19 protein-coding genes, 2 tRNA genes and 1 pseudogene are annotated in these 25,147 nt (G+C 54.1%); 6 read left to right on the forward strand and 16 right to left on the reverse strand.

The window, feature by feature from the left end:
- Nucleotides 1–7: 7 nt before the first annotated feature.
- The 11 genes and pseudogenes from LX87_RS09605 to LX87_RS09655 all read right to left on the reverse strand — a co-directional run bounded on the left by LX87_RS09605 (nt 8) and on the right by LX87_RS09655 (nt 12,918).
- The gene (locus LX87_RS09605; RefSeq protein WP_229310609.1) at nt 8–3,424 is read right to left on the reverse strand and encodes a SusC/RagA family TonB-linked outer membrane protein; all 3,417 of its coding nucleotides are present in this window, start codon (nt 3,422–3,424) and stop codon (nt 8–10) included.
- 13 nt (nt 3,425–3,437) lie between these two features.
- Nucleotides 3,438–4,463, reverse strand: a complete 1,026-nt coding sequence (locus LX87_RS09610) for a FecR family protein (RefSeq protein WP_111627987.1) — start codon at nt 4,461–4,463, stop codon at nt 3,438–3,440.
- Nucleotides 4,464–4,505: 42 nt separating this feature from the next.
- On the reverse strand, nt 4,506–5,156 hold the full coding sequence (locus tag LX87_RS09615; RefSeq protein WP_111627988.1) for an RNA polymerase sigma-70 factor: 651 nt from the start codon (nt 5,154–5,156) through the stop codon (nt 4,506–4,508).
- 181 nt (nt 5,157–5,337) lie between these two features.
- Complete coding sequence (locus LX87_RS09620) at nt 5,338–6,627, reverse strand: sensor histidine kinase (protein WP_111627989.1); 1,290 nt, start codon at nt 6,625–6,627, stop codon at nt 5,338–5,340.
- 515 nt (nt 6,628–7,142) lie between these two features.
- Nucleotides 7,143–7,230: transfer RNA gene (locus LX87_RS09625), tRNA-Ser, on the reverse strand.
- A 61-nt stretch (nt 7,231–7,291) separates the two neighbouring features.
- Nucleotides 7,292–8,358: pseudogene (locus LX87_RS09630) on the reverse strand (asparaginase).
- Between the two features lie 2 nt (nt 8,359–8,360).
- Entirely contained in the window at nt 8,361–9,140 is a 780-nt protein-coding gene (locus LX87_RS09635; RefSeq protein ID WP_111627990.1) for a TatD family hydrolase, read from the reverse strand.
- Nucleotides 9,137–10,129, reverse strand: a complete 993-nt coding sequence (locus tag LX87_RS09640; protein WP_111627991.1) for a glycosyltransferase — start codon at nt 10,127–10,129, stop codon at nt 9,137–9,139. Before LX87_RS09640 ends, LX87_RS09635 begins: the two co-directional genes overlap by 4 nt.
- Complete coding sequence (locus tag LX87_RS09645) at nt 10,126–10,761, reverse strand: polysaccharide deacetylase family protein (RefSeq protein ID WP_111627992.1); 636 nt, start codon at nt 10,759–10,761, stop codon at nt 10,126–10,128. The genes LX87_RS09640 and LX87_RS09645 overlap by 4 nt, the downstream gene beginning before the upstream one ends.
- A gap of 30 nt (nt 10,762–10,791) precedes the next feature.
- Nucleotides 10,792–11,925 carry a glycosyltransferase gene (locus tag LX87_RS09650; protein WP_111627993.1) on the reverse strand — a complete coding sequence of 378 codons (1,134 nt, stop codon included), beginning with the start codon at nt 11,923–11,925 and terminating at the stop codon, nt 10,792–10,794.
- Nucleotides 11,926–12,918 (reverse strand): lysylphosphatidylglycerol synthase domain-containing protein, encoded by a 993-nt coding sequence (locus tag LX87_RS09655; protein WP_111627994.1) that lies wholly within the window; start codon nt 12,916–12,918, stop codon nt 11,926–11,928.
- Nucleotides 12,919–12,950: 32 nt separating this feature from the next.
- Here LX87_RS09655 and ruvC point away from each other — a divergent pair, with 32 nt between their 5' ends.
- Nucleotides 12,951–13,550: a crossover junction endodeoxyribonuclease RuvC gene (gene ruvC, locus LX87_RS09660; RefSeq protein ID WP_111627995.1), complete on the forward strand. Its 600-nt coding sequence runs from the start codon at nt 12,951–12,953 to the stop codon at nt 13,548–13,550.
- A gap of 116 nt (nt 13,551–13,666) precedes the next feature.
- The gene (locus LX87_RS28550) at nt 13,667–13,861 is read left to right on the forward strand and encodes a hypothetical protein (protein WP_146624459.1); all 195 of its coding nucleotides are present in this window, start codon (nt 13,667–13,669) and stop codon (nt 13,859–13,861) included.
- Between the two features lie 11 nt (nt 13,862–13,872).
- On the opposite strand, the gene LX87_RS09665 is transcribed toward LX87_RS28550, so the two are convergent.
- Nucleotides 13,873–15,936, reverse strand: a complete 2,064-nt coding sequence (locus LX87_RS09665) for a thioredoxin domain-containing protein (protein WP_111627996.1) — start codon at nt 15,934–15,936, stop codon at nt 13,873–13,875.
- Between the two features lie 156 nt (nt 15,937–16,092).
- On the opposite strand from LX87_RS09665, the gene LX87_RS09670 reads away from it, so the two are divergent.
- The 4 genes from LX87_RS09670 (at nt 16,093) to LX87_RS09685 (ending at nt 19,136) form a co-directional block, all read left to right on the forward strand.
- Complete coding sequence (locus LX87_RS09670; RefSeq protein ID WP_111627997.1) at nt 16,093–16,878, forward strand: glycerophosphodiester phosphodiesterase; 786 nt, start codon at nt 16,093–16,095, stop codon at nt 16,876–16,878.
- 8 nt (nt 16,879–16,886) lie between these two features.
- Nucleotides 16,887–17,684, forward strand: a complete 798-nt coding sequence (locus tag LX87_RS09675) for a glycoside hydrolase family 16 protein (protein ID WP_111627998.1) — start codon at nt 16,887–16,889, stop codon at nt 17,682–17,684.
- Between the two features lie 36 nt (nt 17,685–17,720).
- Nucleotides 17,721–19,040, forward strand: a complete 1,320-nt coding sequence (locus tag LX87_RS09680; RefSeq protein ID WP_111627999.1) for an MFS transporter — start codon at nt 17,721–17,723, stop codon at nt 19,038–19,040.
- 21 nt (nt 19,041–19,061) lie between these two features.
- Nucleotides 19,062–19,136 (forward strand) — tRNA-Val (locus LX87_RS09685).
- A gap of 38 nt (nt 19,137–19,174) precedes the next feature.
- Here LX87_RS09685 and LX87_RS09690 read toward each other — a convergent pair.
- The 4 genes from LX87_RS09690 to LX87_RS09705 form a co-directional block, all read right to left on the reverse strand.
- Entirely contained in the window at nt 19,175–20,215 is a 1,041-nt protein-coding gene (locus LX87_RS09690; protein WP_111628000.1) for an alginate O-acetyltransferase AlgX-related protein, read from the reverse strand.
- Nucleotides 20,216–20,225: 10 nt separating this feature from the next.
- Nucleotides 20,226–22,952: a hypothetical protein gene (locus LX87_RS09695; RefSeq protein ID WP_146624460.1), complete on the reverse strand. Its 2,727-nt coding sequence runs from the start codon at nt 22,950–22,952 to the stop codon at nt 20,226–20,228.
- 129 nt (nt 22,953–23,081) lie between these two features.
- Nucleotides 23,082–23,855 carry a glycosyltransferase family 2 protein gene (locus LX87_RS09700; RefSeq protein ID WP_111628002.1) on the reverse strand — a complete coding sequence of 258 codons (774 nt, stop codon included), beginning with the start codon at nt 23,853–23,855 and terminating at the stop codon, nt 23,082–23,084.
- A gap of 160 nt (nt 23,856–24,015) precedes the next feature.
- Nucleotides 24,016–25,146: an acyltransferase family protein gene (locus LX87_RS09705; RefSeq protein ID WP_111628003.1), complete on the reverse strand. Its 1,131-nt coding sequence runs from the start codon at nt 25,144–25,146 to the stop codon at nt 24,016–24,018.
- Between the last annotated feature and the right edge of the window lies 1 nt (nt 25,147).

The raw sequence follows: 25,147 nt of genomic DNA on the forward strand, positions 1-25,147 counted from the left end.
AAACCGATTATAACCCGATGTTCAATCCGATGGTGTACGACTTGGCATTGGGGTAGCTGCCGTAGTCAAGACCCAGATTCCGGTTGCCGTTTACCGAACCGGATGAATTGTAGTTGACTTCGGGGTCATAGCCGGGGTAGTTTGTAAAAGTCAGGATGTTCTGGGCGCTGGCGTAGAGCCGCAGACGGTTAATTTTCAGCTTATTCGTAACGGAGCTGGGGAAGGTGTAGCCCACCGCCAGGTTTTTCAGTCGAATGTAGCTTCCGTCGTAAATCCAGCGGGTCGAAACCCGGCGGGTCCGGGTGCCGGACGCTTTCGGAACGTCCGTGTTTGTGTTCGTAGGCGTCCAGCGGTTGAGCGCATTGGTCGTGGCGTTGTTGATCCCCGAAAGCAGATCAAGTTCCATCAGCGTGTAACTCAGCAGGTCGTTGCCCTGTGAGCCCTGAAAAAACAGGTTCAGATCAAAGTTGTTCCACTTCAGCTCGTTGGTCCAGCCCCAGATAAAGTCCGGGTTGGGGTTGCCGATGAGGGTGCGGTCGTTGCTGTTAAGCGAACCGTTGCCGTCCAGATCCCGGAATTTCTCCCCGCCCGCAACCTGCTCGAAGCCCGAACCGGCCAGAAAGGCATCGCCGTTTTGATAAACCCCCTCGTACACCCAGCCGTAGATGCTGCCGACCGGTGAGCCCACCCGCAGCACCTGCGTCTGGTCCAGACCCACCATGTGGCCCGGTGCGGAATTGTAGAAAATATCGTTGCCGTTGGGCAGACTCAGAACTTTGTTGCGGTTGAACGAGACGTTGATGTCCATGTCCCACCGCAGCGGGCCGGTCAGGTTACGCGTACCAAGCGTAATTTCAAAGCCTTTGTTCTGCACTTTGCCGACGTTTTTCAACTGGCTCGAATAACCCGAATACTGGGGCAGCGGCACGCTGAACAGCAAATCAGACGTAACGGTGCGGTAATAATCCAGCGTCAGGTTAATCCGGTTGTTAAAGAGACTGATGTCCGTTCCCAGGTCGAATTGGGCCGTGGTTTCCCAGGTCAGATCGTCGTTGGCAATGGAAGAGGGCACGATGGCGTTGACCGCTACACCGTTGATGGCCGCAAATACCGTGGAAAACCGGGCGAGCGTTTGGTAGGGAGAAATGGCCTGATTACCGGTCAGACCGTAGCTGGCCCGCCATTTCCATTGCGTTACCCAGTTGACACCGGACATAAAGGGCTCGTTGCTCATGTTCCAGGCGAAGGCCCCGGAGGGAAAGAACGCCCATTTGTGGTTGCGGCTGAACGTTGACGAACCATCGTACCGCCCGTTGACTGTAAACAGATACCGGTCGTTCAGGGCGTAATTGATCCGCCCGTACCAGGAAGCCAGTTTCCAGTCGGTCAGCGAGGATGAGGGGGCCTGCCAGACGGACGAGCTTCCCAGGCTCCAGTAGGAGAGGGCGTCGCTGATGAACGATTGGCCACTGCCGCCCCAGTTTTCGTTGCGCGAACTCTGGTAGGAAAAACCGGCCAGTGCGCTCAGCCGGTGCGCGGTGCCAATCGTCCGATCATACGACAGGTAGTTTTCGTTTTGAAACAGCGTATTTCGGCTTCCGGTCATGGAACCTGCTCCGCCGACGGATGCCCCGGCCATGATCGTTGTGGGAACAAAGGTGCCCGTACGGCCGCTGTTGGTGGTAGCGCCCAGGGTAGTCCGGAACTTCAGGTCTTTCCACAACTGGTACTCGGCAAAGAGGTTGCCCTGCACCTGATCGGTCACGTTATCGTTCTGCCGCTGGGTCGCCAGGGCGTAGGGGTTGTCGATGGGGTCATTAATGGCGGCTACCGAAAACCGTCCGTTGGTGCCGTAAATGCCCTGGTCGGGACCAAACTTAAAAGCCGATGCAATCACCCCGGTGCTGCTGGGGCCGCCCGATAGTTCCTGACTGATGACCCCGGCTTTGTTGCTCCGCTGGGCGAAGATGTTCAGCCCCACGCGCAGCTTCTCGCTGGCTTTTACGTCGATGTTGCTGGTCACGGAAAACCGGTTGTAGTCCGAATTCATCACAACTCCTTTCTGGTTAAAGTACGCTCCTGACAGGTAATATTTGACGTTATCGGTACCCCCGGAAAGCGATAATTGGTAGTTCTGGATGTTGCCGGGCCGGAAAACCAGATCCTGCCAGTCGGTATTTTGCCCCCGCGATACGTAGTTGGGGTTGATGTCATGAATGTAATTGACAAATTGTTCGCCGTTGAGCAGTTTCAGCCGGCTGATTTCCTTCTGTCCGGAATAGGAAGCGTTGAAATCGATGCGGGCCTTGCCACTTTTCCCGCGTTTGGTCGTGACCATCACTACCCCGTTGGCACCCCGCGAACCGTAGATGGCCGTGGCCGACGCATCTTTCAGCACTTCTACGGATTCGATGTCTTCTGGCGGGGGCATGGTGCCGCCCACAAACCCGTCGACCACAAAAATTGGGTCACTGCTGGCGTTGATGGAGTTTCCACCCCGGATTCTGACTTTAAAGGTGGCACCTGGTTCCCCGTTATTGGCCTGAATCTGCACCCCGGCGGCCCGGCCCTGGAGGGCCTGTACGGCTCCAATGGATGGATAGGCGGTCAATTGTTCGGATTTGACCGACGCCACCGAACCGGTCAGGTCGCTTTTTCTCACGCTCCCGTATCCGACCACCACCACTTCGTCGAGCGACCGGTCGCTGAGGGCCAGCTGCACGTCAATGGTGGTGCGATTACCGATGGCAATTTCCTGATTCTGATAGCCGACAAACGAGAATACCAGCGTGGTCGTTTCGTCAGGAACGTTCAATCGAAACCTCCCGTCGGCGTCGGTGGTGGTACCGCGCGTGGTGTTTTTGACCACGACACTTACACCCGGTAAACCTTCGCCGGTTTCGCTTTTGACGGTGCCGCTAATGGCCTTGTCTACCGATTCTTTGCCGGTACTACGTTCCCGGCCAGACTCGATGGAGGTATGGAGGTTGGCGGCAGTGGGGTCGGCCATTCCGGAACTGAAATCAAGCGATGTCTGAGAACGGTTTGGGTCGTTGGGGGAAGTTCCCGGTCGCTTTCTGTCGGGGATGATTACATAAACACCGTGTTTCACTTTCCGAAACCGCAGGCCCTGCGGGCGAAGCACATTTTCCAGATTTTTCTCCAGCGTGGCACCGGGTTCAATGGCCGTTGGCTGAATGGTCTGATCGTTAATCATCCGGTCTTCATACAGAATATCAACCCCGTAGCGGGTCTTAAACTGGTTAAGCACATCGCGGAGTTGCAGCGTCTGGAAAGCCGTTGGGGAAGGTTTAACCGACGCGGGTGCCGCCCAGTTGGCGGCCATAACCTGAGCTTCACCGGAGTAGCCATTCAGCAGCAAGCCGATGGACAGCGCAACAGGAAGACGTATAGCACGTTGCATAAAGGGTGTATGGTTAATTTGTAAACGTAACGTTGGTGTTATCGCGGAAGTAGTTGATTTGCAGGATCTCGGCGACCAGCTTGATCAAATCGTTGGCATCCTGGGCCGGAAAGGCCCCGGAAATGGTCCGGGTGGCGAGTTCCTGGTCATCTATCGTAATAGTCAGGCCGTAATTATCCTGAAGCAGTTGGGCAATGTCGTGCAGGGGAGTGCGGTCAAATACAAACCGGTGATGCTTCCAGGCCGCAACGTGTTCGGGATGAGCCGTTTTGCGGACGGCCAGTTTACCCTGCGCATCGAGCGTCACCCAATCGCCGGGCTTCATGATCAGGGGCGGGCGGCTGGCCTGTTTGGTCGTCAGTTCCACCTTTCCCGACCGCAGCACGACCCGGGTTCGTTCTCCGCGGCTGAGAACGGTAAACTGCGTGCCGAGCACCTGAACCGATACCCCTTTCTCCGTCAGCACCACAAACCGTCGGTGGCTGGGCAGGTGCCGGACCGAAAAGTCAGCCTCTCCCGTCAGTTCAACCCGCCGTTCGGCTGGCGTATTGGTCAAAAAACCGAGGAAATGGTCGGATGCAAAGCCAAATCGGGGGTAACGAATCCGGGAATTGGCATTCAGTACGACCTCCGATCCATCGGGCAGAATGTTGCGTTTGGTTTCGCCAAAGCCGCTTTCCAGGGTTTTATACCGGATTGCATCGGAGAACAGCCAGCCAACAAGACCCAGGAGAAGAACGACGGAAGCCGCCAGCGTCCAGGCCAGAAAAAGCCGTTGCTGCCACCAGCGTAACCGGGCGGACGTATCCGGCTGGTCGGACGGGTCGGGTTGGTTTATGCGTTGCCGGGCCGTATCGAAAGCGGTCTCCCAATCGGTTATCAGTTGAGGGTTGTTTTCCTCCCACTCGTGCAGCCACTGGTAATAAAGGTCCCGGTTTGCGGGATCCACTAGCCAGGCTTCGATGTTTTTTTTCTGTAGGGGGGTCGCCTTTCCGGAGAAATACTCGAAAAAGCGCGCTTTCGTGATGAGTTCGTCCATAATAAAAGAGGAATGGAGTAGAAGGAACCGGGCGGATTGGGGTCAGTATAGCTCCAGCAGCAACGGGATCAGCAGAAGAATCTGGCGCATCTGCCGCAAGGCCCGGGTCAGATGGGCCTCAACGGTTTTGAGGGCAATGCCCAGTTCGTTGGCGATTTCCTGATTTTTACGGTTTTCAAAACGACTCATCAGAAAAACCCGCTGGCATTGCGAGGGCAGTTCTTGAATTACTTTCTCCAGCCGCTGAAACGTTTCGTCGTATTCAATCAGGGTCTGGGGGGATTCGTCACCGCCCGCTAGGTCCATGTCATCCAGGGAAGCGGGGGCCTTTTTTCCGGTCAGTTCATCCCGCAGGTAGTTATACGCCCGATGCCGGACGGCTGCGTATAGATACGTCCGGAAGGTCAGTTCAACCGAGTTGTACGAGCCGGTTTTCCAAAGCTGATAAAATACCTCCCCCACAATGTCTTCGGCAATCTCCCGGGTGTATACAAACCGGATGGCATGGCTGCAAAGGGCGCTGTAATACAGTCGGTAGAGGGCTTTAAAACCTTTCTCGGGCGAATCCGCAAATGCCAGCCGTATCAGATGCTCATGATCGACCACGGTTACAGTTGCCGCGGGGGCTGGTAAGGGCCGTGGGCGGGGAGTATCGTTGGAAGGTAAGAACGGGTAACCTGTCGTTTGGGTCATTGGTAAGCCGGTTAAGTAGTCGGATGACACAAATTCTGGGATTTACCCTTAGTGCTGAAGGTGATTTTATTAAAATTAATCTAAGATTTTCACAAGAAATCCGCACCGCTGTATCGTCGTTCAAAAGCATATCGGTTGTCTGGTATTACGGTTCTGACCCGGCTGGGCGGTTGGGAGTCTATCAGCGGGATTGCGTATGGACCAGCATCCGAAGACGGAAAACCGTGCCTCGGCCGCTGATACTTTCTACTTCCAGACTGGCGCGAAGCTGCTCACACAACCGTTTGACGATGTGCAATCCTACACCCTCACCCGTTCCGGCACGGCTGGCCGGCGACACACCGGCTGGAACGGTATGGGCTTGGTCGGGATGAACCGGCGTGGGCTGTCCTTCTTCCGGCGAGAGCACGCTGGTTGGCTCGACGGTGGGCTTGAGTTGCTGATGAAACAGCTCGATCAGGCCGCCGGGTAAGCCTGGCCCCGAATCCTGCACACTGAAGTTCCATCGCCAGTCACTCTCCACCGACCAGGTCACCGACACAATGCCTGTTGTGGTATACTTCAGGGCATTGATAATCAGATTCTGGGCAATTCGGTAGATTTTTACCCGGTCGGTTTCAACCCGTAAGGAAGCCGGACCGTCAGCCCTTAGAATCAGCCCCCGCTCCAGAGCCAGCGGTTGAGCGCCGGTGACCAGTTCCTGGAGCAATTCAGCCGCATCAAAGGCTTCGATCTGCAAGGGGTCCAACCCGGCCTCCAGGCGGGCTAAATCCATCAACTGACTCAGCATGGACTGGACATTGCCCAGATTGCGGTTTAACATCTCCTGGTATTGCTGTCGTTCCTGGTCACTGATCGTTTCCAGGTTGATGAGCTGGGCCGCACTACGAATGATGCCCAAACCTCCGCGCAGATCATGGGAAGACGTACGCAAAACATCACCCCGCTGCCGGGACAGAGCATTCATCTGCTCCAGAGCGTGTTGCAGGCTGGCCGCCCGGCTGCTGGCTTCCAGCCGTTGCAGTTCATCGTATTTGCTGATGCTGCCCAAAACGGCCGTCCTCAGCAGGGTGTTGATCTGCGCCTGCGCCTGTAGAGCCCATTTGGCATCCTGCTGTGGGTAGAGTTGCCCAAACAGCAGTACTTCCTGCTCAATCATGGCGGCAAGGTGATTAAACTCCCGGATTAGATCGGCTAAGCCGTTGGCTTTCTGCCAGCGGTGTAAGCCGTGGGACAAGGCGGTTGCCATGAGATCATCCTTTGGCGGCTGTTGCAGCAGGTGTTGTTCAATAATGTCGAGCATCAAAGGGATGAGGTTGTTAAACTCCTCACGGCCCAGGAGGGCAATCTGGGGCAGTTGGGGGTCGGCTTCACAAGCTGCCCGCCAGTTATTTAACAAGGTTTCGCGTCGACTGAAGAGGAAGGAAACTAAGGCTTGAATGGGGTGCTGATCGGCGGAAAGCGTAGCCATAATGGGGTCGAAGTAAGAAGCAGCAACCGGTTGTTGGACTCCATCGGAGGTGGGGTGTGCCGATGAGGCAACCTGGTGCCAGGGTGATTTTTCTTTTGGAAAGCAGACAAACTACAATCGAACCCACCGCTTTCGCAACAGAGGACCAACGAAGTGAGGCAACGGTCCGCAGACGACGGGGGTGTTCTCGCAACACCCCCGTCGTTCTTCTAATCACGATCTTCCGGATAATAATTTTGATTCAGGGCGGGCTGAATACGTGGCAAACTTTTCAAGTAACCATTTAAGAATAAGATGAAGCCCCGGAATACCCACTTCCGGGGCTTCGCCCATTTCTCCAGTTCAAGAAGTTTTGGAGGAGGGTAACAGAATCTTTCCTACAAGCAATTCTGTCTTGGCCATGTATGTTGAATAAATAGTATCTTACAATAATGAAAGGATTTCACCTCAATTTCACTCAATTGTTCTAAAATAAAATAACTCGCCCAAAATGAGCGAGTTATCAAAGTATCATGCAGAGAGGAAGGGATTCGAACCCTCGATACGCTTTAGACGTATACACACTTTCCAGGCGTGCTCCTTCAACCACTCGGACACCTCTCTGGGTTGAAACGGGATGCAAAGATGATGGTTATTCCTGAAATTTACAATCTCTTACGGAACTTCATCGACTCATTTCGCCACAAATCGGTTCGGCCAGGCGGTTTTTTAGCAAATCCGGGTCGGGTTCATTCGCCAGCAGGAACATCAGCTTGGTAATGGCGGCTTCCACAGTCAGGTCACTGCCACTTACTACTCCGATCGAATCCAGCTGCTTGCTGGTCTGGTAACGCCCCTGGGTCACCCGGCCGCCGTCGCACTGCGAAACATTGACAATCACCAGCCCCCGGTCGATGGCATTCGCCAGGGCATTCAGGAACCAGGTTTCGGTGGGCGCATTTCCGGCTCCGTAACTTTCCAGCACCAGGCCCCGCAGGCCCGGAATCCCCAGAATACCGCTGACAATCGGCGAACTGATACCCGGAAACAGGGGCATAACGATCACCTGCGTCTCCATGGCTTCGTATACCTTCAACCGCGACTCGGCGGAATACGGACGAATAAATGGCGTGTTATATTCAATATTCACCCCGGCCATCGCCAGATGCGGGTAATTTTCGGAATGAAAGGCATTGAAATGGACGCTTTCTTTCTTTTTCGCCCGATTTCCCCGAAGTAACAACGAGTTAAAATAGATACATACTTCGGGAACCAGCGGACGCCCGTTTTCCTGTGCAGCCGCAATTTCCAGCGCCGTAATGAAATTCTCACGCGCGTCGGAGCGGGCCACCCCAATTGGCAACTGCGCCCCGGTCAGAATTACCGGTTTAGTCAGCCCTTCCAGCAGAAAACTAAGCGCCGACGCTGTGTAGGCCATCGTGTCGGTTCCGTGCAGAATCACAAAGCTATCGTAGGCGTCGTAATTTTCCCCAATGATCCGGGCCATATGCAGCCAGTTGGCCGGTTTCATGTTCGACGAGTCAAGGAGTTCGTTCAGCACCACTACCGTCAGTTCGAAATCCAGCCGCCGGATTTCGGGCACGCGGTCCAGAATCTGTTCAAAGTCGAACGGAACCAGCTGGTCGTTCTGCCGGTCATAAATCATACCGAGCGTACCGCCGGTGTAAATCACCAGAACCGACGAACGCGGCGTCCGGGCCGGGCCGGGTTAATGTGAATGGTGCGGTACATGCTTAACGATCAAGGAGTTGTCGGGAGGTTCGGGTGGTTTGTTCGGCCACCTGTTCCAGCGGCAGTTGCTTCAGATCGGCCACCCGCTGGGCAATCAGTTTCAGGTAGGCCGGTTCATTCCGTTTGCCCCGGTACGGAACGGGGGCTAAGTATGGCGCGTCAGTTTCGAGCACCAGGTGTTCCAGATCGATGTGCGGAATCACGGTGTCCAGGCCGCCGTTTTTAAAGGTCGAAACCCCGCCAATGCCCAGCTTAAAACCCAGATCAATGGCGCGCCGGGCTTCATCGACGGTTCCGACAAAGCAGTGAAAAATGCCGGTTAGGTTGGGCAGGGCCAGCTTTTCGATCAGGTCGGCGGCTTCGGCAAAGGCATTGCGGCTGCCGTCTTTGGCCGATCGGCTGTGGATCGAAATGGGCAGGTTGCGCTGCGAGGCCCATTGTAACTGAACCGTAAACGCTTCAAACTGGCGGTCGATGTGGGTCAGGTCCCAGTAAAAATCCAGGCCAATTTCACCGATGGCAAAAAACGGATAGCGGTTGAGCCAGCTTTCGACGGCAGCCAGTTCCTCCTCGACGGTTTCGGTAACATAACAAGGGTGTAACCCCATCATAGGCAGGCAGCGGTCGGGATACCGTTCGGCCAGCGCCATCATGGCGTCTATGGTTTCGCGGGCGCAGTTGGGCATCCAAATCTGAGAGACATTCTGATCCTGAGCCGCCATCAGCATGGCGTCTTTGTCTTCGAACTGAAGGTCGTAAATATGGGCGTGGGTGTCAATCATGAGTACGTTCGGCCTTTCCAGACCACTTGAGTTGGTAACAAATAGTAAACCAGCGATACGAAATACCCAAGGTGCAGGTAAATCTCGTAGCTGATCAGATAGGGTAACAAATCCCACCGGCGAAACCGGTTCAGAATCCAGAGCAGTTGTGCCGATTGCACCCCAAATTTAACACCCCAGACGATTGCAGCCGCAACCGGATGCCAAAAGGCCAGCAAAATCAGAGCCGGGTAAAAAAGCAGTTGCAGCACAAACAAGAGCATGAAATAGACCGGCAATTGCAGGGCGCCCGTCATCCAGCGTTTGCGTTGGTGTAACCAGCTCCGAATCGTTGGTAATGGGAGGGTGTTTGCCAAAACCGTCGGTTCGAACCGCTGCGCGAAGGAAAACCGTCGCCGGACAATCTCGGTAAAGAGTTGATAATCTTCCACAATCGAAAACGGCAGACGTTCGTAGCCGCCCACCGCATCGTAAGCCGTCCGGCGAACCGCCATGTTATTGCCCATCGCCGTAACCGGAATATTCAGATCGGTTAGTTGCTTAATCAGGTATTGCCCGTAAAACCAGTCAACAGCCTGGAGTTTTTCAAAAATGCTCTGACCGATGATCTGCGTACAACCCGTCAGAATACCGGTTTTTTCGTCCTGAAACGGTTTTAACATACCCTGAATCCAGTCAGGGGGCACTTCACAGTCCGCGTCGGTAAACAGCAGAACCGGCCCCCGGGCATGGCGGGCCAACTGGGCCAGCACATTGGCCTTTCCGGCCTGTTGCCCCACTCGTTCGGTAATGGTAAACAGGTGGAAATGAGGTTTGTCTCGAATAAAATGGGCGATAAGCGGGCCGGTCTGGTCCTCCGACTGGTCATTGCCAATCAGCACTTCGTAACGCTCCTTCGGGTAGTGAAGGCGTTCGACGGCCTCTAGACAGCGCAGAATGGTGGCTTCTTCGTTGCGGGCGGCAATCAGAATGCTGGCGTCGATGCTCACGAAACCGGGGTGGTTTGGGGTAAACGATCAAAGCGGTACCCCTGTTCGGAGAAGTGCGTCAGTACGCGCGGCAGGGCGTAACTCATTCGGGGCCAGGCTTTGATGCTGTCGTGGAATAAAATGATTGAACCCGGTTCGGTGTATTTCAGGGTTTTCTGCAAAATAACTTCCGGCGTTAGCGACGGAGAAAAATCGCCCGTCAGCACATCCCACATGATAACGTCGTGGGTTTTCAGCACTTGGGTTCCCTGGCTGCGTTTCATCCGGCCGTAGGGAGGGCGAAACAACCGGGTCGCGACGCCCAGTTGCTGCTGGCATTGCCGGAAATTTTCCAGATAGGGCTGATCTTCGGTTTTCCAGCCGTTGAGGTGGTTGAACGTATGATTGCCGATGGAGTGGCCGCCGTTCTGCACCATTTCAAAAATACCGGGGTGCTTCCGGACGTTGTCGCCGATGCAGAAAAACGTCGCCTTGGCCTGATGCTGTTTCAGGGTGTCCAGCACAAATTCGGTCACTTCCGGAATCGGGCCGTCGTCGAACGTCAGGTAAATGACCTTTTCCCGCGTTGGAACCCGCCAGGTATACCGGGGAAACAAGGCCCGCAGGAGAAAATTCGTTTTATGCAGAAACATACGATTGGTTCGTCAGACGGTTTGATGCCGTTAATGCAGGTTCCGGCCCTTCCACCGAAAGCCCTTCTGCTGAGCCGCTAAGCCGAAGAAAACAACGTACAGCGGATACACCAGTTGCGTGACCGGAATCCAGAGGAGTACGCGCTTCTTTTTCAGAAACATCAGCACGGAGCCCAAAAATAGCCACTCCGGCACAGCTTTCAAGGCAATCAGGCTGATAAGTTGGTAACCGGTTACCCCAAAACTCCAATAGCCGGCCACCGCCAGCGGAACGGCCAGGTTGCTGGCAAAAATGAAAACAGCCAGCAGCGACGGCAACATACTCTGGTAAGCCCGCCATTTGCTGGCCCAGCGTTTCCGCTGATGGTAGAACGCCCGCAGGCTCGGTTGCGGAGCCGTATGGACGATGGCGTCCGGGCTTTTTAAAAACTTAACACCGTCAGGATACCGGCTGGCGATCTTGTGCATCAGCAGTTCATCGTCGCCGGAAGCCACGTGGTCGATGCCGTCAAAACCGCCCACGGCTTCGAAAACCCGTTTTTCGTAGGTCAGGTTGGCCCCGTTACACATCGTTGGCGAACCCAGGGCCATCGTGCAGGCCCCCGCGCCGATCAGGCTGCTGCTCTCCACGGTTTGCAGGTTGCCGAAAACCGTATGGTCGGAGTTGAAACTGATGGGGCCGCTGATCAGCCGGGCACCGGTTTGCTTATAAAAAGCCGCAATGGTTTCGAGCCAGTGCGGACCCACGCGGCAGTCGCCGTCGGTGGTAACAATCAGATCGCCGGTGGCGATGGTAATGCTCTGGCGGATGGCCCGCTTCTTGGGCGAGGTGGTTGGCTCGTTGGCGAGGGACAGCGGGCGCAGAAGGTAAGGCACGGTTTTAATCAGTTCCCGCGTGATGGTCAGGGTGTTGTCGGTGGAAGAGTCGTCGGCAACGATGACTTCAAAAAGGCCGGGCGAATATGTCTGAGCTTTTAAATCCGCTAACAAAAGGGGTAAGGTAAATTCTTCATTGCGAACCGGTATGATGACGCTGATTTTAGGCAAACCGTCTTGGCTGCCTGCATCCGGAGCCACGAATACCGGCATTCGCCACCAGGTAACGGCCAGGATTAAGGTAAATAACGCATAAAGAAGAGATATACTGATCAGGATGTAAATCATTCAGGATGAACGGTTTGTTAATTTTAATTTCCAGACCCAGAACAAACCGACCAAAACCGGGGCCAGAATGTTAATGAGCCAGAGCGTCAGCGTGGCCGACAGAATCTGCGTTGCGGGGACTTGCCACTGGCCAAACACCCACATCGACGTAGCTTCCCGTACGCCCAGATCGCTCAGCAGATTGAACGCCGGAATAATCGTTTTGCCCAGGTACACCAGCCCGATGCCTGTTGCGGTTTCGCGGGCGGGCAGGTGAATTTCAAATAAGGTCATCGCCAGATAAAATTGCAGCGAGAAGGTCAGGTAGCGCAGTGAAGCGGCCCCGAAGGCCAGCCAGAGTTCGGCGGTGGTGTAGTGCGCAGCCACGGCCCAGTATTTTTCCCAGCGCTGCATCCACCGGAACGGAAGATGGGCCAGCCGGTGGCGAAACCAGCCCGCCAGCCCGCCCAGCAGGAGCGTTAGGAGCAGGAGCCAGAACAAGGCCCATTGGGCCATTGGCATCTCCTTTGCTCCGACCTGCAATTGAACAAACAGGGCGACGGTTCCGAAAAACAGGGCCGCAAAAAACTGCATTCCGCCCGACACCAGCGCGGCCCCAATGCCCTCCCAGCGTTGGTCGGAGCGCAGCGACAGCAGCCGACCGGCGGTATCGCCCAACTGGGCCGGCAGGGCAAACCCCATCGCCAGCCCGGCCAGGACGCCCTGCGTGGCTTCCCCCAGAGTAATGGGTTCGACCCGGCGGACCAGAATCTGCCATTTCAAGGCTTCCAGCAACCAGTTGACGGGTGTGAGCAGCAGCAGCAAAAAGGCGGAGAAACTAAGCCAGTTGGCGTTTTGCCAATATCCCCAGGCCGATTGAAAGTCGTGTTGCTGACGGGTTACGGTTATGAAAATATAACTGACAATCAGAAGAAGGATACCGATTTTTGCCCAAAAAACGATTTTTTTGGTTCGGGGATACGATCTTTGAGGGACGAAACCGTTACTTTGCATATCATCACTGCTAAAACACCGTACAAAATTCCATGCCCAATTCAATTCCCGCTACCGAACAGGACGTGTACGATAAGATTATTCTGGGGGTCGATCCCGGCACTCAGATTGCGGGCTATGGGGTCATCGGCATACGGAAAACCCAGATGGATATGTTGCAATACGGTGTCATTCACCTGAGCAAATATAGCACCCACGAACTGAAATTAAAGAAACTCTTTGAGCGGATGATCCAGCTCATTGAAGAATACCTGCCCGACGAGATGGCGATTGAGGACCCGTTTTTCGGGAAAAACGTGCAGGCCATGCTGAAACTGGGTCGGGCGCAGGGCGTTGTCATGGCCGCGGCCCTTTCAAGAGGGATTCCGATTGTGGAGTACGCTCCGCGCCGGGTGAAACAGTCGGTAACGGGCAACGGAAATGCCGCCAAAGAGCAGGTTTCGCACATGGTGGGGCATTTATTGAGGGTTGAACTGGACCCCGAGTTTTTTGATGCCACCGATGCGCTGGCCATTGCCATCTGTCACTATTTCCACAAAGACGCCCTGCCGGGAAACAAATCAACCGGGAAAAAAGCCAAAAAAGGGGCCTGGTCAGCTTTTATCAACGAAAACCCTGGCCGCATCTCCTAAGGCGTCCGCCGGTTGGTAAATACGTAGTTTTATACAGCGTAAAACAGGGGAAACTACGCATCATACTTTCATAGGGAAGCGCTACTTTTGCCACCACATTACCTACCTGTGAAGTCATGAGAAGAATTTTGGGTCACCGTTTGATGCTTGTCGGAATTTATCTGGTCATTGGTATCGCCATGAGCGCGCTGGGTCGGGCTCAGGTCCGTACCAGGCTGATGAATGTGGTGGAGGGGAAAATTACCTTCAGCCGGGAAACTACATCTTCCTGTCCAAAAATGCAGTTTCTCGGCGTTGAAGTGGCTCGTTAACGCTCTTTTTATTACTTCTCCAGATTGTTGAAAGCGGCTTCCACGCTGGTTACGGGGAGCTGGCAGGCCCGGTTATAACACACATAAATAGCGGTTTGCCCGTTAATAGCGGTCCGGTTTTCCAGCAACGGTAGCAGGCTTTCCGTCTCGGTACCGGCCAATACCTTATTCGGATAAAACCGTTGGTCAATTTCCCGCCGGAACTGGTGAACGTCCGGCCCAACCAGCGCAATTTCGGCGGTGGGCTTCACCCGCATTGCATACAGCGCGGCCCAGTGCGTCAGATACTCGGCGTTTTGCTGAAGCAGCGACTGTACTCGTCCCATCATTGCGTCAAGCAAGGCCGTATAGGCCGGTAACCCCTCGACTGGTTGTTCCAGCAACAGACTGAGCGTGTAGAGGTTGTGAGCCATCATGGAGTTGGACGCCGGAATTACATTGTCAAACACCTCCTTCTTTCGGGCAATCAGGGTTTCGCCAGCCTGGTCGGTAAAAAAGAACAGGTGATCTTCTTCGTCCCAGAAATGATCGAGCGTATACCGGGTAAGTCGGTCGGCTTCCCGCAGATAAGCTTCCTTAAACGTTGCCTGATAGAGAGCCAGATAGCCGTCGATCACCGCTGCGTAATCCTCCAGATAGGCCGTAATGGAAGCCACGCCCGGTGCGCCGTTGACGCCGGTTTTGTAACTATGCCAGAGTTGGCCGGTTTCGGACCGGGTAAGTTTTTCCTGAATGAAGCGGGCGTTCTGCTCGGCCAGTTCCAGAAAAGAGGCTTCTCCGAAAACCCGGTAGGCGGTTACGAGTCCCTTCAACATCAGACCGTTCCAGGAACACAGAATTTTATCGTCCAGACCGGGCCGGATGCGGGTGTCGCGAACGGCCATCAGTTTCTGGTGAGTTGTAGTTAGTTTCTCAGCCAATTCGGCCTGTGTTAACCCCTGCTGCCGGGCAAAATCTTCGTCCGATACCACCCGGTGCAGGATGTTACGCCCCACACCGTCGTGTTCTTCCCAGTTGCCCTCAGGCGCAATGTGGTAAAGTTCACTAAACCAGTTGAAATCGTCTCCTAAAACCGTTTGCAGTTCCGGGGTCGTCCAGGTGTAAAACTTGCCTTCCACGCCTTCGCTGTCGGCATCCAGCGCCGAGTAAAAACCGCCGTCGGGACTGGTCAGTTCGCGTTTCAGAAAGTCGATGGTTTGAAAAACGGTTTTCTGATACAACGACCGTTGAGTCAGGCTGTAGGCTTCGGAATAAAGCGTGAGCAACTGGCCGTTGTCGTACAGCATTTTTTCGAAGTGTGGGGCAAACCACTGATCATCCACCGAATACCGTGCAAAGCCGCCCCCAATCTGGTCGTAAATACCGCCGAGGGCCATGAAGTCGAGCGTCCGCTGAAGATGGTTCAGAGCCTCTTCGTTCTGGGTGACGTGGTAATACCGCAACAGAAAACCGTAAATGCTCGGCATCGGAAATTTGGGTGCTTTCCGGGGGCCGCCCTTCACGGAATCAAACGAATCGGCCAGTTTCTGATACATCGTGTCAAGCAGTTCCTGGCTAAACTTCGGCGTGGTATCGGTCAGGTAGTACTGCTCGGAGACGCTCATGTTCAGGTGACGCGCAAACCCTTCCGCCGAATCGGCCAACTGGTCGGGGTGCTCGTTGAAGGCCGAGCGCACACTCGTCAGCAGATTAACCCACTGACGGGGTGGGAGATACGTCAGACCGTAAAACGGTTTGGCGTCGGGCATCAGGAAAACGTTCAGCGGCCAGCCGCCCTGCACGCCCATTGCCTGCACGGCATCCATGTAGATGGCATCCACATCGGGGCGTTCTTCCCGGTCTACTTTGATGCAGACAAAATGTTGATTCATGACCTGGGCAACCTGCTCGTTTTCAAAGGATTCACGTTCCATCACGTGGCACCAGTGGCAGGCCGAATAACCAATGCTGACCAGAATCGGTTTATTTTCCTGCTGTGCTTTTTGCAGGGCTTCCGGTCCCCAGGGATACCAGTCGACCGGATTGTGGGCGTGTTGCAGCAGATAAGGACTACTTTCTTGGGCTAGTCGATTCATGAAGTAAAGTGCCTATTAAGCGGAAGGATTCCCTGTTTAACCGAGTTTTCCGGATAGAAGTTTAGCTTTGTATTTATTTTAGTTCGCAGAATAAGCCTACGGAAACGTTTGTATCTTAGAAACTCAATGGCTTTCAACAGGAAAGTCTGAACATATATGCGCAATTGGCTGACTTATTTGTTTCCCCTTATTCTGATTACCGTAAGCAGTTGCCGAAAAGATCCCGTTTCTACTCCTGACTATGTAACCAAAGTAATTGCGCACCGCGGAGCCTGGAAAGCCGCCGGTGTTCCCGAAAATTCGCTGGCTTCGCTCCGGCGGGCCATTCAACTGGGCTGTTCCGGCAGCGAGTTTGATGTTCAGATGGCTGCCGATTCGGTTTTGTTGATTCACCACGACAATTCTGTGAACGGAATACCCATCGAAACAACCCCGTCGGCCCGGCTTTCCGGCGTAAAACTAAGCAATGGAGAAGCGTTGCCTACTCTGGCGGCTTTTTTGACGGAAGGGCTCAAACAGACAAAAACCCGGCTGATGCTGGAAATTAAAGGGTCCCGCGTGAGCAAAGAGCGCTCCCTGGCCACGGCCCGGAAAGCCGTTGAACTGGTGAAAGCTCTGAAGGCTCAGGCACTGGTCGATTACAGCAGCTTTGATTATGAGGTGTGCAAACACATCCTGACGCTGGACCCAGCCGCTCGTGTGTCGTACCTGAACGGCGATCAACCGCCCGGGCAGTTGGTTGCCGACAAATTTTCGGGCCTGTCCTACAACTATGCCATTCTGACCCTGAAACCGGACTGGATTCGGGACGCAAAGGAAAGAAAACTGGCTGTTACCGTCTGGACGGTGAATGACCGAATCAGTATGCAATGGTTTGTGGATCAGTACGTGGATTTTATCACGACCGACGAACCCGAACTGTTGTTTGAAATCCTCAAGTGATAAACCGTATGAAGTATTTTTTAATCGTTGCCAGTCTATTTAGTTTTCTTTTTGTATCCTGTAAACGCAAACCGGAACCCCCGCCCGAACCGACCTATCAACTGGTGTGGTCGGATGAATTTAACTATACCGGATTGCCTGACTCTACGCGCTGGACCTATCAGGAAGGCTATATCCGAAACCAGGAAGTGCAATATTATCAGTCTAAACGATTGAAAAACAGCCGGGTTGAGAACGGCAATCTCATCATCACGGCACTGCGCGATACGACCGAAGCCCATCCCGTCAGTTCGGCGTGTCTGGTTACGCTGGGCAAAGCGGATTTTCATTACGGCAAAATCGAGGTCCGGGCCAAACTGCCGATGGGCAAAGGCGCCTGGCCCGCCATCTGGACCCTGGGCACAAACCGGTATGAAGTAGGGTGGCCGGCCAGCGGTGAAATTGATATCATGGAGTGGCTGGGTTTTGCTCCGCAGTATGTATTTGGAAGTTTGCACAAAGCCGACGCCAACGGCAAAGATGCCGCGCAAATCAGCATTTCGCCCGCCATACCGGATCTGTCGGACGCCTTTCATACGTATGTCCTCGAATGGGATGAAAAGGAAATCCGGATGTATGTCGACGATTTCAATTACGCCATCTACCGGGCCAGTGATATGCCGGCAATCGAATGGCAGCCGTTTACCAAACCGCATTTTCTGCTGCTGAATCTGGCCCTGGGCGGTACCAGCGGGGGCGAAATCGATTACTCGAAATTTCCGTTTACCTTTACCATCGATTACGTCCGGTATTATAAAAAACAGTAAACGGACGGTTTTTTACCAAGGTTGCTTCAGCTTTCCATGAAAAACAATCCCCGTGTCATTAACGCCTGGTGCCTGTACGACTGGGCAAACTCCGTGCACTCGCTGGTGATCGTTTCCAGCATTTTTCCGGTTTATTTCAGCGCCACGGCCCTGAACAATACGGGGGGTAATGTGATTGACTTTCTGGGGTTTTCGGTCAAAAATTCGGTGCTTTTCTCCTACGCGGTTTCGGTATCTTTTCTACTGATTGCGCTATTGAGTCCGTTTTCGTCGGCGCTGGCCGATTACAGCGGACGCAAGAAGTCTTTCATGCAATTCTTCTGCCTACTGGGGTCGGTCAGTTGCTCCCTGCTGTATTTTTTTACGCAGGAGACGACCACGTTTGCGGTTTTCTGTTTTATCCTGAGTCTGGTCGGCTGGGGGGGCAGCATCGTTTTTTACAACTCCTACCTACCCGAAATTGTCACGGAGGACCAGATCGACCGGGTGAGTGCGCGCGGTTTCACAATGGGTTACATCGGTAGTGTACTGCTGATGGTTTTTAACCTGACCATGATTCTGTTTCCGCAGTGGTACGGCGGTATGTCCGGCGCGATGGCTTCGCGCATTTCCTTTCTGACGGTCGGAATCTGGTGGCTGGGTTTTTCCCAGCTTTCGTTCCGGTATTTGCCCGACGCCGAACGACGCCGAGCCGCCGAAACTTCCGGTAACTGGCTTTTCAACGGGTTTCGGGAACTGAAAAAAGTCTATGCGCAGGTGCAGAAACAAGCCTTGCTGAAAAAGTTTCTGCTGGCATTTTTTGTCTACAACATGGCCGTTCAGACGGTAATGTACATTGCCACCATATTTGGCAGCGACGAATTGAAACTGCCCGCTCAGAGTCTGATCATCACCATCCTGCTCATTCAGTTGATTGCCATTCCGGGGGCTATTCTTTTTGCGCGGCTGTCGGGGCGGTTTGGTAATGTCTACGCGCTGATGATGGCGGTAACGGTCTGGATTGGCATTTGCGTGGGTGCGTATTACGTCCAGACGGAGTACCAGTTTTACGCGCTGGCGGTATTGGTGGGACTGGTGATGGGCGGTATTCAAGCGCTTTCGCGGGCGACATACTCCAAACTGATTCCGGGCGATACGCAGGAGACGGCTTCGTACTTTAGTTTTTACGATGTTACCGAAAAACTGTCCATCGTTATCGGAACACTCATGTACGGTCTGATTGAGCAGGTTACGGGCAGTATGCGGAACAGTGTGCTGGCGTTACTGGCCCTGTTTGTGGTCGGTTTGCTGCTGTTGTGGCGAATTCCTTCACAAAAAGTTTACCGGGTGCATTTGGAAACTGAAGAAATCTCCTAATTTTGTGACCCGAAACACAACAGGATGTTAGCTCAGTTGGTTCAGAGCGCCGTCTTGACAGGGCGGAGGTCAGCGGTTCGAGCCCGCTACATCCTACAAGGCTTATCACTCATTGGTGGTAAGCTTTTTTGTTTTCAGGGCAGTGAATCCAGTTTCTCTGTTACTTCCCGCATCCAGATGGCCCGTCCGGCGCAGTTCCAGTGCGCATCGCTGATTTCGTACAACGGCAGCTGGCTGGCCTTATACGGCGTGTAAATGTCAATGGCCGGGATTGCCAGCCGCGGGCTTTGCTGAACGCGTTCGATCAGATGATTGTAGGGCAGCGGCCCCATGTCGGGCGCATTGATGCTGGTTTTGTTGGGAATGATGGAAAGATAGACCTGATCAAAGCCGAGTTTCTTATACCGATCGGCCACCACGTTAATCGTATCAATGTAGCGGTTGAGCAACGAGTCGGGGAGGGGAGTAAACGACGAGTTGATTCGGGAGGTGTCCGTATCCATGTAATACAGCAGGTGCTTTCGGTCGGGCGAGAGCGACGTTTTGGTATTAACCCGGTCAAACCAGGCCAGCGTTAGCCAGGCTTTCAACTCCTTGAACCAGAGCGCCCAATCTGTAAAAAACAGAATGGTTTCCAGGCGACCTTCAACGGCATCGCGGGAAAATAAGTCTTCCATTTCCTTCGTGAGAGCCTGCCAGTTCCAGCGGGTTTCGGGTTCCGGAGCGGGTTGGGTGGTATCGGCCACCACCTGCAATTCGTTAATGTGCTTGCCAAACTGGTCGCGGAAATGCCGCTCGACGGTTTCAATCACCAGCACATTTGTTTTGGTTGTATCCAGTTGAACGCGCCGGGGAAACGCCCATTTCGTCCGGTGAAAATGCTGAACCGGCAGATCGGCCAGGGTAACGCGGGGCGGTTCGGAGAAACTATCGCCGATGATGTAAAAATGAATGGGTTTGCGCGGACCATCGGCCGGGTAAGCCGGTGGGCAGGGAATCTGTCGGCTTTTAAACTGCGGCAAATTCGCCAGCCGGTAAAGGTCGCCAAACCGGTAATCATCCGGAACAATCCGTTCCCGCTGGGCGGTATTCAGCACATCGGTCGAACAACTGCCGATGTAAATCAAAATGGAAAGCAGTAAAACGATATAACGGACGATAACGCCAATTTTCATAGGATGCTCGTTAGCGCAACTTCACCGACCAGATCTGAACGGCTTTGTTGTCGGTACTGTACACAAATAATTTATTCCGGGTCGGCGAAAATTGCAGTTCTACCGGATAATTACCCGGAATGGGGCGGTCGCCGACGGGGCGACCCGCCAAGTCATACAGGCTCGTAAAATTACCGGATTTAACGCTGATTAGATTGATGCCGGACCCTAAAACGTGGTAACGGATGCTGGTTTGCCCCGGTCGCAGGCCCCGAACTTCAAAAAGCTGTTTGCCGTTCCGGTCCAGAATGGCCACTTCCGTGTCCGAAGCCCGGACCAGGACATAACCGTTCTGATTCACGTCCGGAAGCAGCCTGAACGAACCCCGGCGGACGGGACGGTACAACTGATTCCGTTCGGTAATCTGCCCGTCGGCTCCAATATGAATCAATTCGCCCTGCCGGGTCAGCGTTGTAATGGTGGACGGATTGCCGGTTTCCAGCCAGGCCGGACCGATCATTTCGGACTTCAGATCAACGGGAAAACCACGGATCGGACCGTCATGTTCGTTCCAGTAAAAAAGCCGCCCATCTTTCTGCACCGACACCACCGAAAGCGCCTGATTCCGCACGGGCGCATGAAAAGCCGCTACACCTTCTCCGGCAGGATTATTGACGGAAAGCACCGAAACAAATCGTTTCTGCTGCCGGTCGTATCCGTAGACGCTGCCGTTGCGGTGAAGCATCAGCAGAATCAGGTTGCGGTTTTGGTCCCGTCGGGGAGCCATCAGGGTCGCCGGGTCGATACCGTCCGGTAGCGGGATAGACTGGAGTTTGGCCAAACCGTTGACCGGATCGGCGATGTAGAGCGACCGGGCCGTCGTAAACGCGTATTGCAGACGCCCGTTACTCAGGAAATCGACCGGCACCAGCGAACTCAGCACCGGGCCGTTGACTGAACCCAGCCTGTGCTTTTCGCCTTCGGGGGTAATCAGGATAAACTGCTGGGCATTGTCCACCGCCCACATCACGCCGGAGCTACCCACAAAATCGTCAAGCACCATCGGCTGGCTCACCAGCGGTGCGTCGAGCGTGATTTTCCGTTGCAGAAAAACCCGGTTCAGAACGGCTTCGCTCGCCCGGCGCGTGGTGCGGCCCAGAATCAGGGAGGAGTAAATCCGTTCGCGACCGTACGTGCTCTGGTAGATCAGGTTTTCGACATTATCCAGTGCCGTCTCGTCGTGGTTTAACAGTTGCTGCCAGGATTGCGGCCAGTTGGATGCCATCGACTCGCCAGCGCGGTTAAAGCGTGTGTACGCCGTAAAATTGGCGGGGCGCATGGTTTGCGTCACTAAATCCCGTTGCCGGGTCGATTCCGACCAAACCGTTCGTTGCTCTACCGCCTGAAGGTATTCCTGCAAAACGCCCTGTCCGTTGGCAACGACCAGGTAATCGCCAACCTGCGTCAGCCAGTTCTGGTCAAATCCGCGAAACAGTCCACCAAACAGAAAAGCCGGTAAATTGGGCGCTTGGAGGGACGAAATCCGGTACCGCAGAAAGGGTTTGGAGGCCGAAATCCGATCGGTTCCGGTTGTCAGCAGGGCTGCCAGTTGGTACCGGTCCCACAGGCGTTCAATGTTGGGGGAGTGAATCAGCATCACCAGTCGCCGGTCCGATGAGGGCGCATCCAGCCGCAGCAGGGCAATTTCGTTGCCCACGTAGCGATAAATACCGTTGTCTTCGTTCTGGAGCAGGGGGCGAAGTTTCCGGCGGCCCTCGCGCGTATCGGCTTCGTCCTCGGCATTGATAAAAGCCGTCAGTGCCTTTCCAAAACGCGGCCCGTTGCTCAGGCTAAAATGAAACAGCGTGGTGGTCTGGTCGGGAATCAGGTTGGCGCAACTGATCCGGAAAGGGGTTTGCCGGTCGAACAAATGGGCCAGTGCTCCTTTGGCTCCAATGTCGTCCGTCGAAAGGCCGATAAGGTGGGTTCGGGTGGGCGATTGCCGAAAACGGGTCAGCAGTTCGGTGGGCAACAGCGCCTTGATGTATTTCGACTGGTAATCGGTACTCGATTCGTTCGGGGACAATACCGCCGACAGAACCGAACTGCGCACGTAAATACCCGCCAGCGTGCCCGGTCGGATCAGCGACACATCGGCCCGTTGCAGCGGGGTTTCACTGAACGGCTGATTCATGCGCCGGACCACGCTCTCCATCAAAATGGTTGAGGGACTGCCCACCAGATAATCGTCCAGCACGACAAACGACCCGAGCGATTCGTTCCGGACCGTGAGCAGTTCGTGAATTTTAGTGCCTTCGTAGGGATGGCTAAGAACCCGAAACCGGTCAGCATCCGGATTCTGGATTCGGTTCAGAAACGCTTGGTCCTGAAGGGATTGAATAGGGATGTAAAAAACAAAGCCGAGTCGGTCTTTGGACGTAGGATGCAGGGAATACCAGACCGGTTTTTCGTGCAGAAACTGAACGGCGCTGGCCGTATCGAGCGGGGCCCAGACCAATTTTTCGAGGCTCCGCAGGGCTTCCTGGAAAATCGGGGTTGTCCGCAGGGCCATTTCGTTGAGCTGGGCCTGTCTGGAAAGGGTGTCCTGGAGATTCGAGCTTTCCAGCACCAGCAAGGCATCCGACGGAATCAGCATCCAGGCCGAGCGGGCGGGCGCTTTCGACCAGCGGTAGGCGAGGTAGCCGCCGAGAATAAGTGCTAAAACGCCAAGGCCAATCCAGAGCTGCTTTTTGGTCATGTACTTGAATTCGGTGCGGTAATATGCGCAAAAATAAAACGTCAATGACGCCGACCGGCCGGATTTTCGCAGATAAAATCTGTAGAAATCCGTTCAATCTGCGTCATCAACAATACCGTACGGTCAACTTTATAGTTTGACGGGTTGGTTTACATGCACGGTTTTGAGGGCTTTGACCTTGGAGCCCAGCGCCATCCGGAATTCGACCAGTTCCTGGAAGCTTTGCATACAGACTTTCAGCAGCTTCCATTTCAGAATGGAAACCGTGCCGGTCTGGCGTTCCTTGTGAACAATGGGAATATCGAAGGTTTTCTGACCGGCTTTGCGGGCCATGACCGCCAGAAAAATATTCGGGGCAAAGGGCGCCGGATCGGGGAGTTGCTCCAGAAGCTTCTTGAGGTAAATCCCGTTGATAAGCCGGAAAGGAATGTTGCTGTCTTTAATATACGTTCCGTAAATCAGGAACAGGCTGTATTTCAAAATTCGGGTGATTACCAGGCGGGCGGGCGCATCGAAACGAATCTGCCGGTAACCCAGAATAAAGTTCGATTCGTGCCGTTTGGCCCACAATTTGGCGAAGTCGTCGGTAATAAACTGGTCGTCGCTGTCGGTTTGGAAAACGTATTCGGAACCCAGCGTGACGGCGTGGCGGTAACCCCGTACCACCGCATTACCGTGACCACCATTCGGCGTATGTACCACCTCCAGTTTGTTGGGGTATTTAGGCTTCAATGAGTCTAAAATCGCGCCCGTACGGTCTTTGGAACCGTCGTTGATAACGATCAGGCGGGTGCTTTCAGTAGGAAATTGCCGGTTCAGCAGGTCGACCCAGTTTTCTACAACCTCGTGGATGCATTCTTCCTCGTTGTAGGCCGGCATGACAATCGATAGTAACAGACTCATTGATCAGTAGGAGGTGGATAAAGGCAATAACGTTGAAGTACAGAAGATTGTTCGTATTGCCGGTTCGACAACTTCTTTGTTGACAAAGATACAAAAATCGGGGTAATGATTTTTCGGACCTCTCATTTTCATTTATTCAATGGGCCGCCGGTGCCTGAAGCTAGTACGCAAACCGCTCTTTCAGACCATTAATGGGCTTCTCGATCACATACCAGGAGACGGTTGCGACGGCCACCGTAATGCCGTAGAAAAACAGAACCATGCTTAACGGTTCCAGAGCGGTGTCGGCCAGAAAAGGCAGTTCCCGCAGCAGCCGGTTCCAGGCCCGAACGGTGATGTAATTGGCGGGCGTGTGGTAAAAATTGAAAACCAGGTTATGAAATAAATACAAACCGTAGCTAATGCGGCCCAGGTAACTGCTGATGGGGTGTTCCAGGATGTATTTCATAAAGCCCTGGTAGCCAATAACCCCTTTGCCGATGACAAAAAAGCAGAACAGGGAGGTGAAAAAGCGGTCGAAAACGTCCGTGAAAACATTGCGAGCCGGTGAGGTCGTCATCATCAGGTAAACGTTCAGGGCGTATAGCCCCAGACTGACCAGCAGCAGACCCGTGTTTCCGGCCACTTTTGTAAACTGCTCCCGCCGAAAAACCATCAGATAAGCCAGCACCCCGCCCAGCCCGAAGGCATCCAGACAGGTAGGCATCAGCACGAACTGTACCATCCAGGGTGCCTGGGTTGCATACAGGTACAGCCGGACCAGAAACGAAATAACAATCAGTGTAATGAGCAGTGCCGGAATCCGGCGGGTCGGGATAAAGAGAATCAGAAACGGGAAAAAAATGTAATACTGCTCCTCGACGGCCAGCGACCAGAGGTGATCCAGCGCCCCAAACCACGTTTGATGAATAATGATCCAGAAATTCTGGGTGTAGGTCAGAAACCAGGGGAGGTATTCGCGGGCGGCCTGAAAACCGATCAGAGCCAGCACCACTAACGTTAGGTAATAAATGGGGAAAATGCGCAGACTCCGGCGGATGTAAAACTGCCGCAGTGAATGACCGTGCGAACGCTGTAGCCGGTCGTCGGTTAATTTACTGTGAATCAGGATGCGGGTGATCAGAAAGCCGCTCAGGACAAAAAACAGGTTAACGCCAAAGTACCCCAGCGGCAGATGAACCCGTTCGCCCATCCAGTGGTCGATCATCACCAGCGTGACGGCCAGAAAACGCAGGCCGTCCAACTGAACCAGGTAATTTTTTTCTTTATGAATTGTTTCGGTTGCGAGCATA

Origin of the sequence: Larkinella arboricola, from assembly GCF_003259745.1 — a bacterium.
GTDB classification, from domain to species: Bacteria; Bacteroidota; Bacteroidia; order Cytophagales; family Spirosomataceae; genus Larkinella; species Larkinella arboricola.

Excerpts from the sequence above, each read along its gene's own strand:
- LX87_RS09605 (WP_229310609.1), bottom strand. The coding sequence starts at position 3,424 with ATGCAACGTGCTATACGTCTTCCTGTTGCGCTGTCCATCGGCTTGCTG.
- LX87_RS09610 (WP_111627987.1), bottom strand. The coding sequence starts at position 4,463 with ATGGACGAACTCATCACGAAAGCGCGCTTTTTCGAGTATTTCTCCGGA.
- LX87_RS09615 (WP_111627988.1), bottom strand. The coding sequence starts at position 5,156 with ATGACCCAAACGACAGGTTACCCGTTCTTACCTTCCAACGATACTCCC.
- LX87_RS09620 (WP_111627989.1), bottom strand. The coding sequence starts at position 6,627 with ATGGCTACGCTTTCCGCCGATCAGCACCCCATTCAAGCCTTAGTTTCC.
- LX87_RS09635 (WP_111627990.1), bottom strand. The coding sequence starts at position 9,140 with ATGATTGACACCCACGCCCATATTTACGACCTTCAGTTCGAAGACAAA.
- LX87_RS09645 (WP_111627992.1), bottom strand. The coding sequence starts at position 10,761 with ATGTTTCTGCATAAAACGAATTTTCTCCTGCGGGCCTTGTTTCCCCGG.
- LX87_RS09650 (WP_111627993.1), bottom strand. The coding sequence starts at position 11,925 with ATGATTTACATCCTGATCAGTATATCTCTTCTTTATGCGTTATTTACC.
- LX87_RS09655 (WP_111627994.1), bottom strand. The coding sequence starts at position 12,918 with ATGCAAAGTAACGGTTTCGTCCCTCAAAGATCGTATCCCCGAACCAAA.
- ruvC (WP_111627995.1), top strand. The coding sequence starts at position 12,951 with ATGCCCAATTCAATTCCCGCTACCGAACAGGACGTGTACGATAAGATT.
- LX87_RS28550 (WP_146624459.1), top strand. The coding sequence starts at position 13,667 with ATGAGAAGAATTTTGGGTCACCGTTTGATGCTTGTCGGAATTTATCTG.
- LX87_RS09665 (WP_111627996.1), bottom strand. The coding sequence starts at position 15,936 with ATGAATCGACTAGCCCAAGAAAGTAGTCCTTATCTGCTGCAACACGCC.
- LX87_RS09670 (WP_111627997.1), top strand. The coding sequence starts at position 16,093 with ATGCGCAATTGGCTGACTTATTTGTTTCCCCTTATTCTGATTACCGTA.
- LX87_RS09675 (WP_111627998.1), top strand. The coding sequence starts at position 16,887 with ATGAAGTATTTTTTAATCGTTGCCAGTCTATTTAGTTTTCTTTTTGTA.
- LX87_RS09680 (WP_111627999.1), top strand. The coding sequence starts at position 17,721 with ATGAAAAACAATCCCCGTGTCATTAACGCCTGGTGCCTGTACGACTGG.
- LX87_RS09690 (WP_111628000.1), bottom strand. The coding sequence starts at position 20,215 with ATGAAAATTGGCGTTATCGTCCGTTATATCGTTTTACTGCTTTCCATT.
- LX87_RS09695 (WP_146624460.1), bottom strand. The coding sequence starts at position 22,952 with ATGACCAAAAAGCAGCTCTGGATTGGCCTTGGCGTTTTAGCACTTATT.
- LX87_RS09700 (WP_111628002.1), bottom strand. The coding sequence starts at position 23,855 with ATGAGTCTGTTACTATCGATTGTCATGCCGGCCTACAACGAGGAAGAA.
- LX87_RS09705 (WP_111628003.1), bottom strand. The coding sequence starts at position 25,146 with ATGCTCGCAACCGAAACAATTCATAAAGAAAAAAATTACCTGGTTCAG.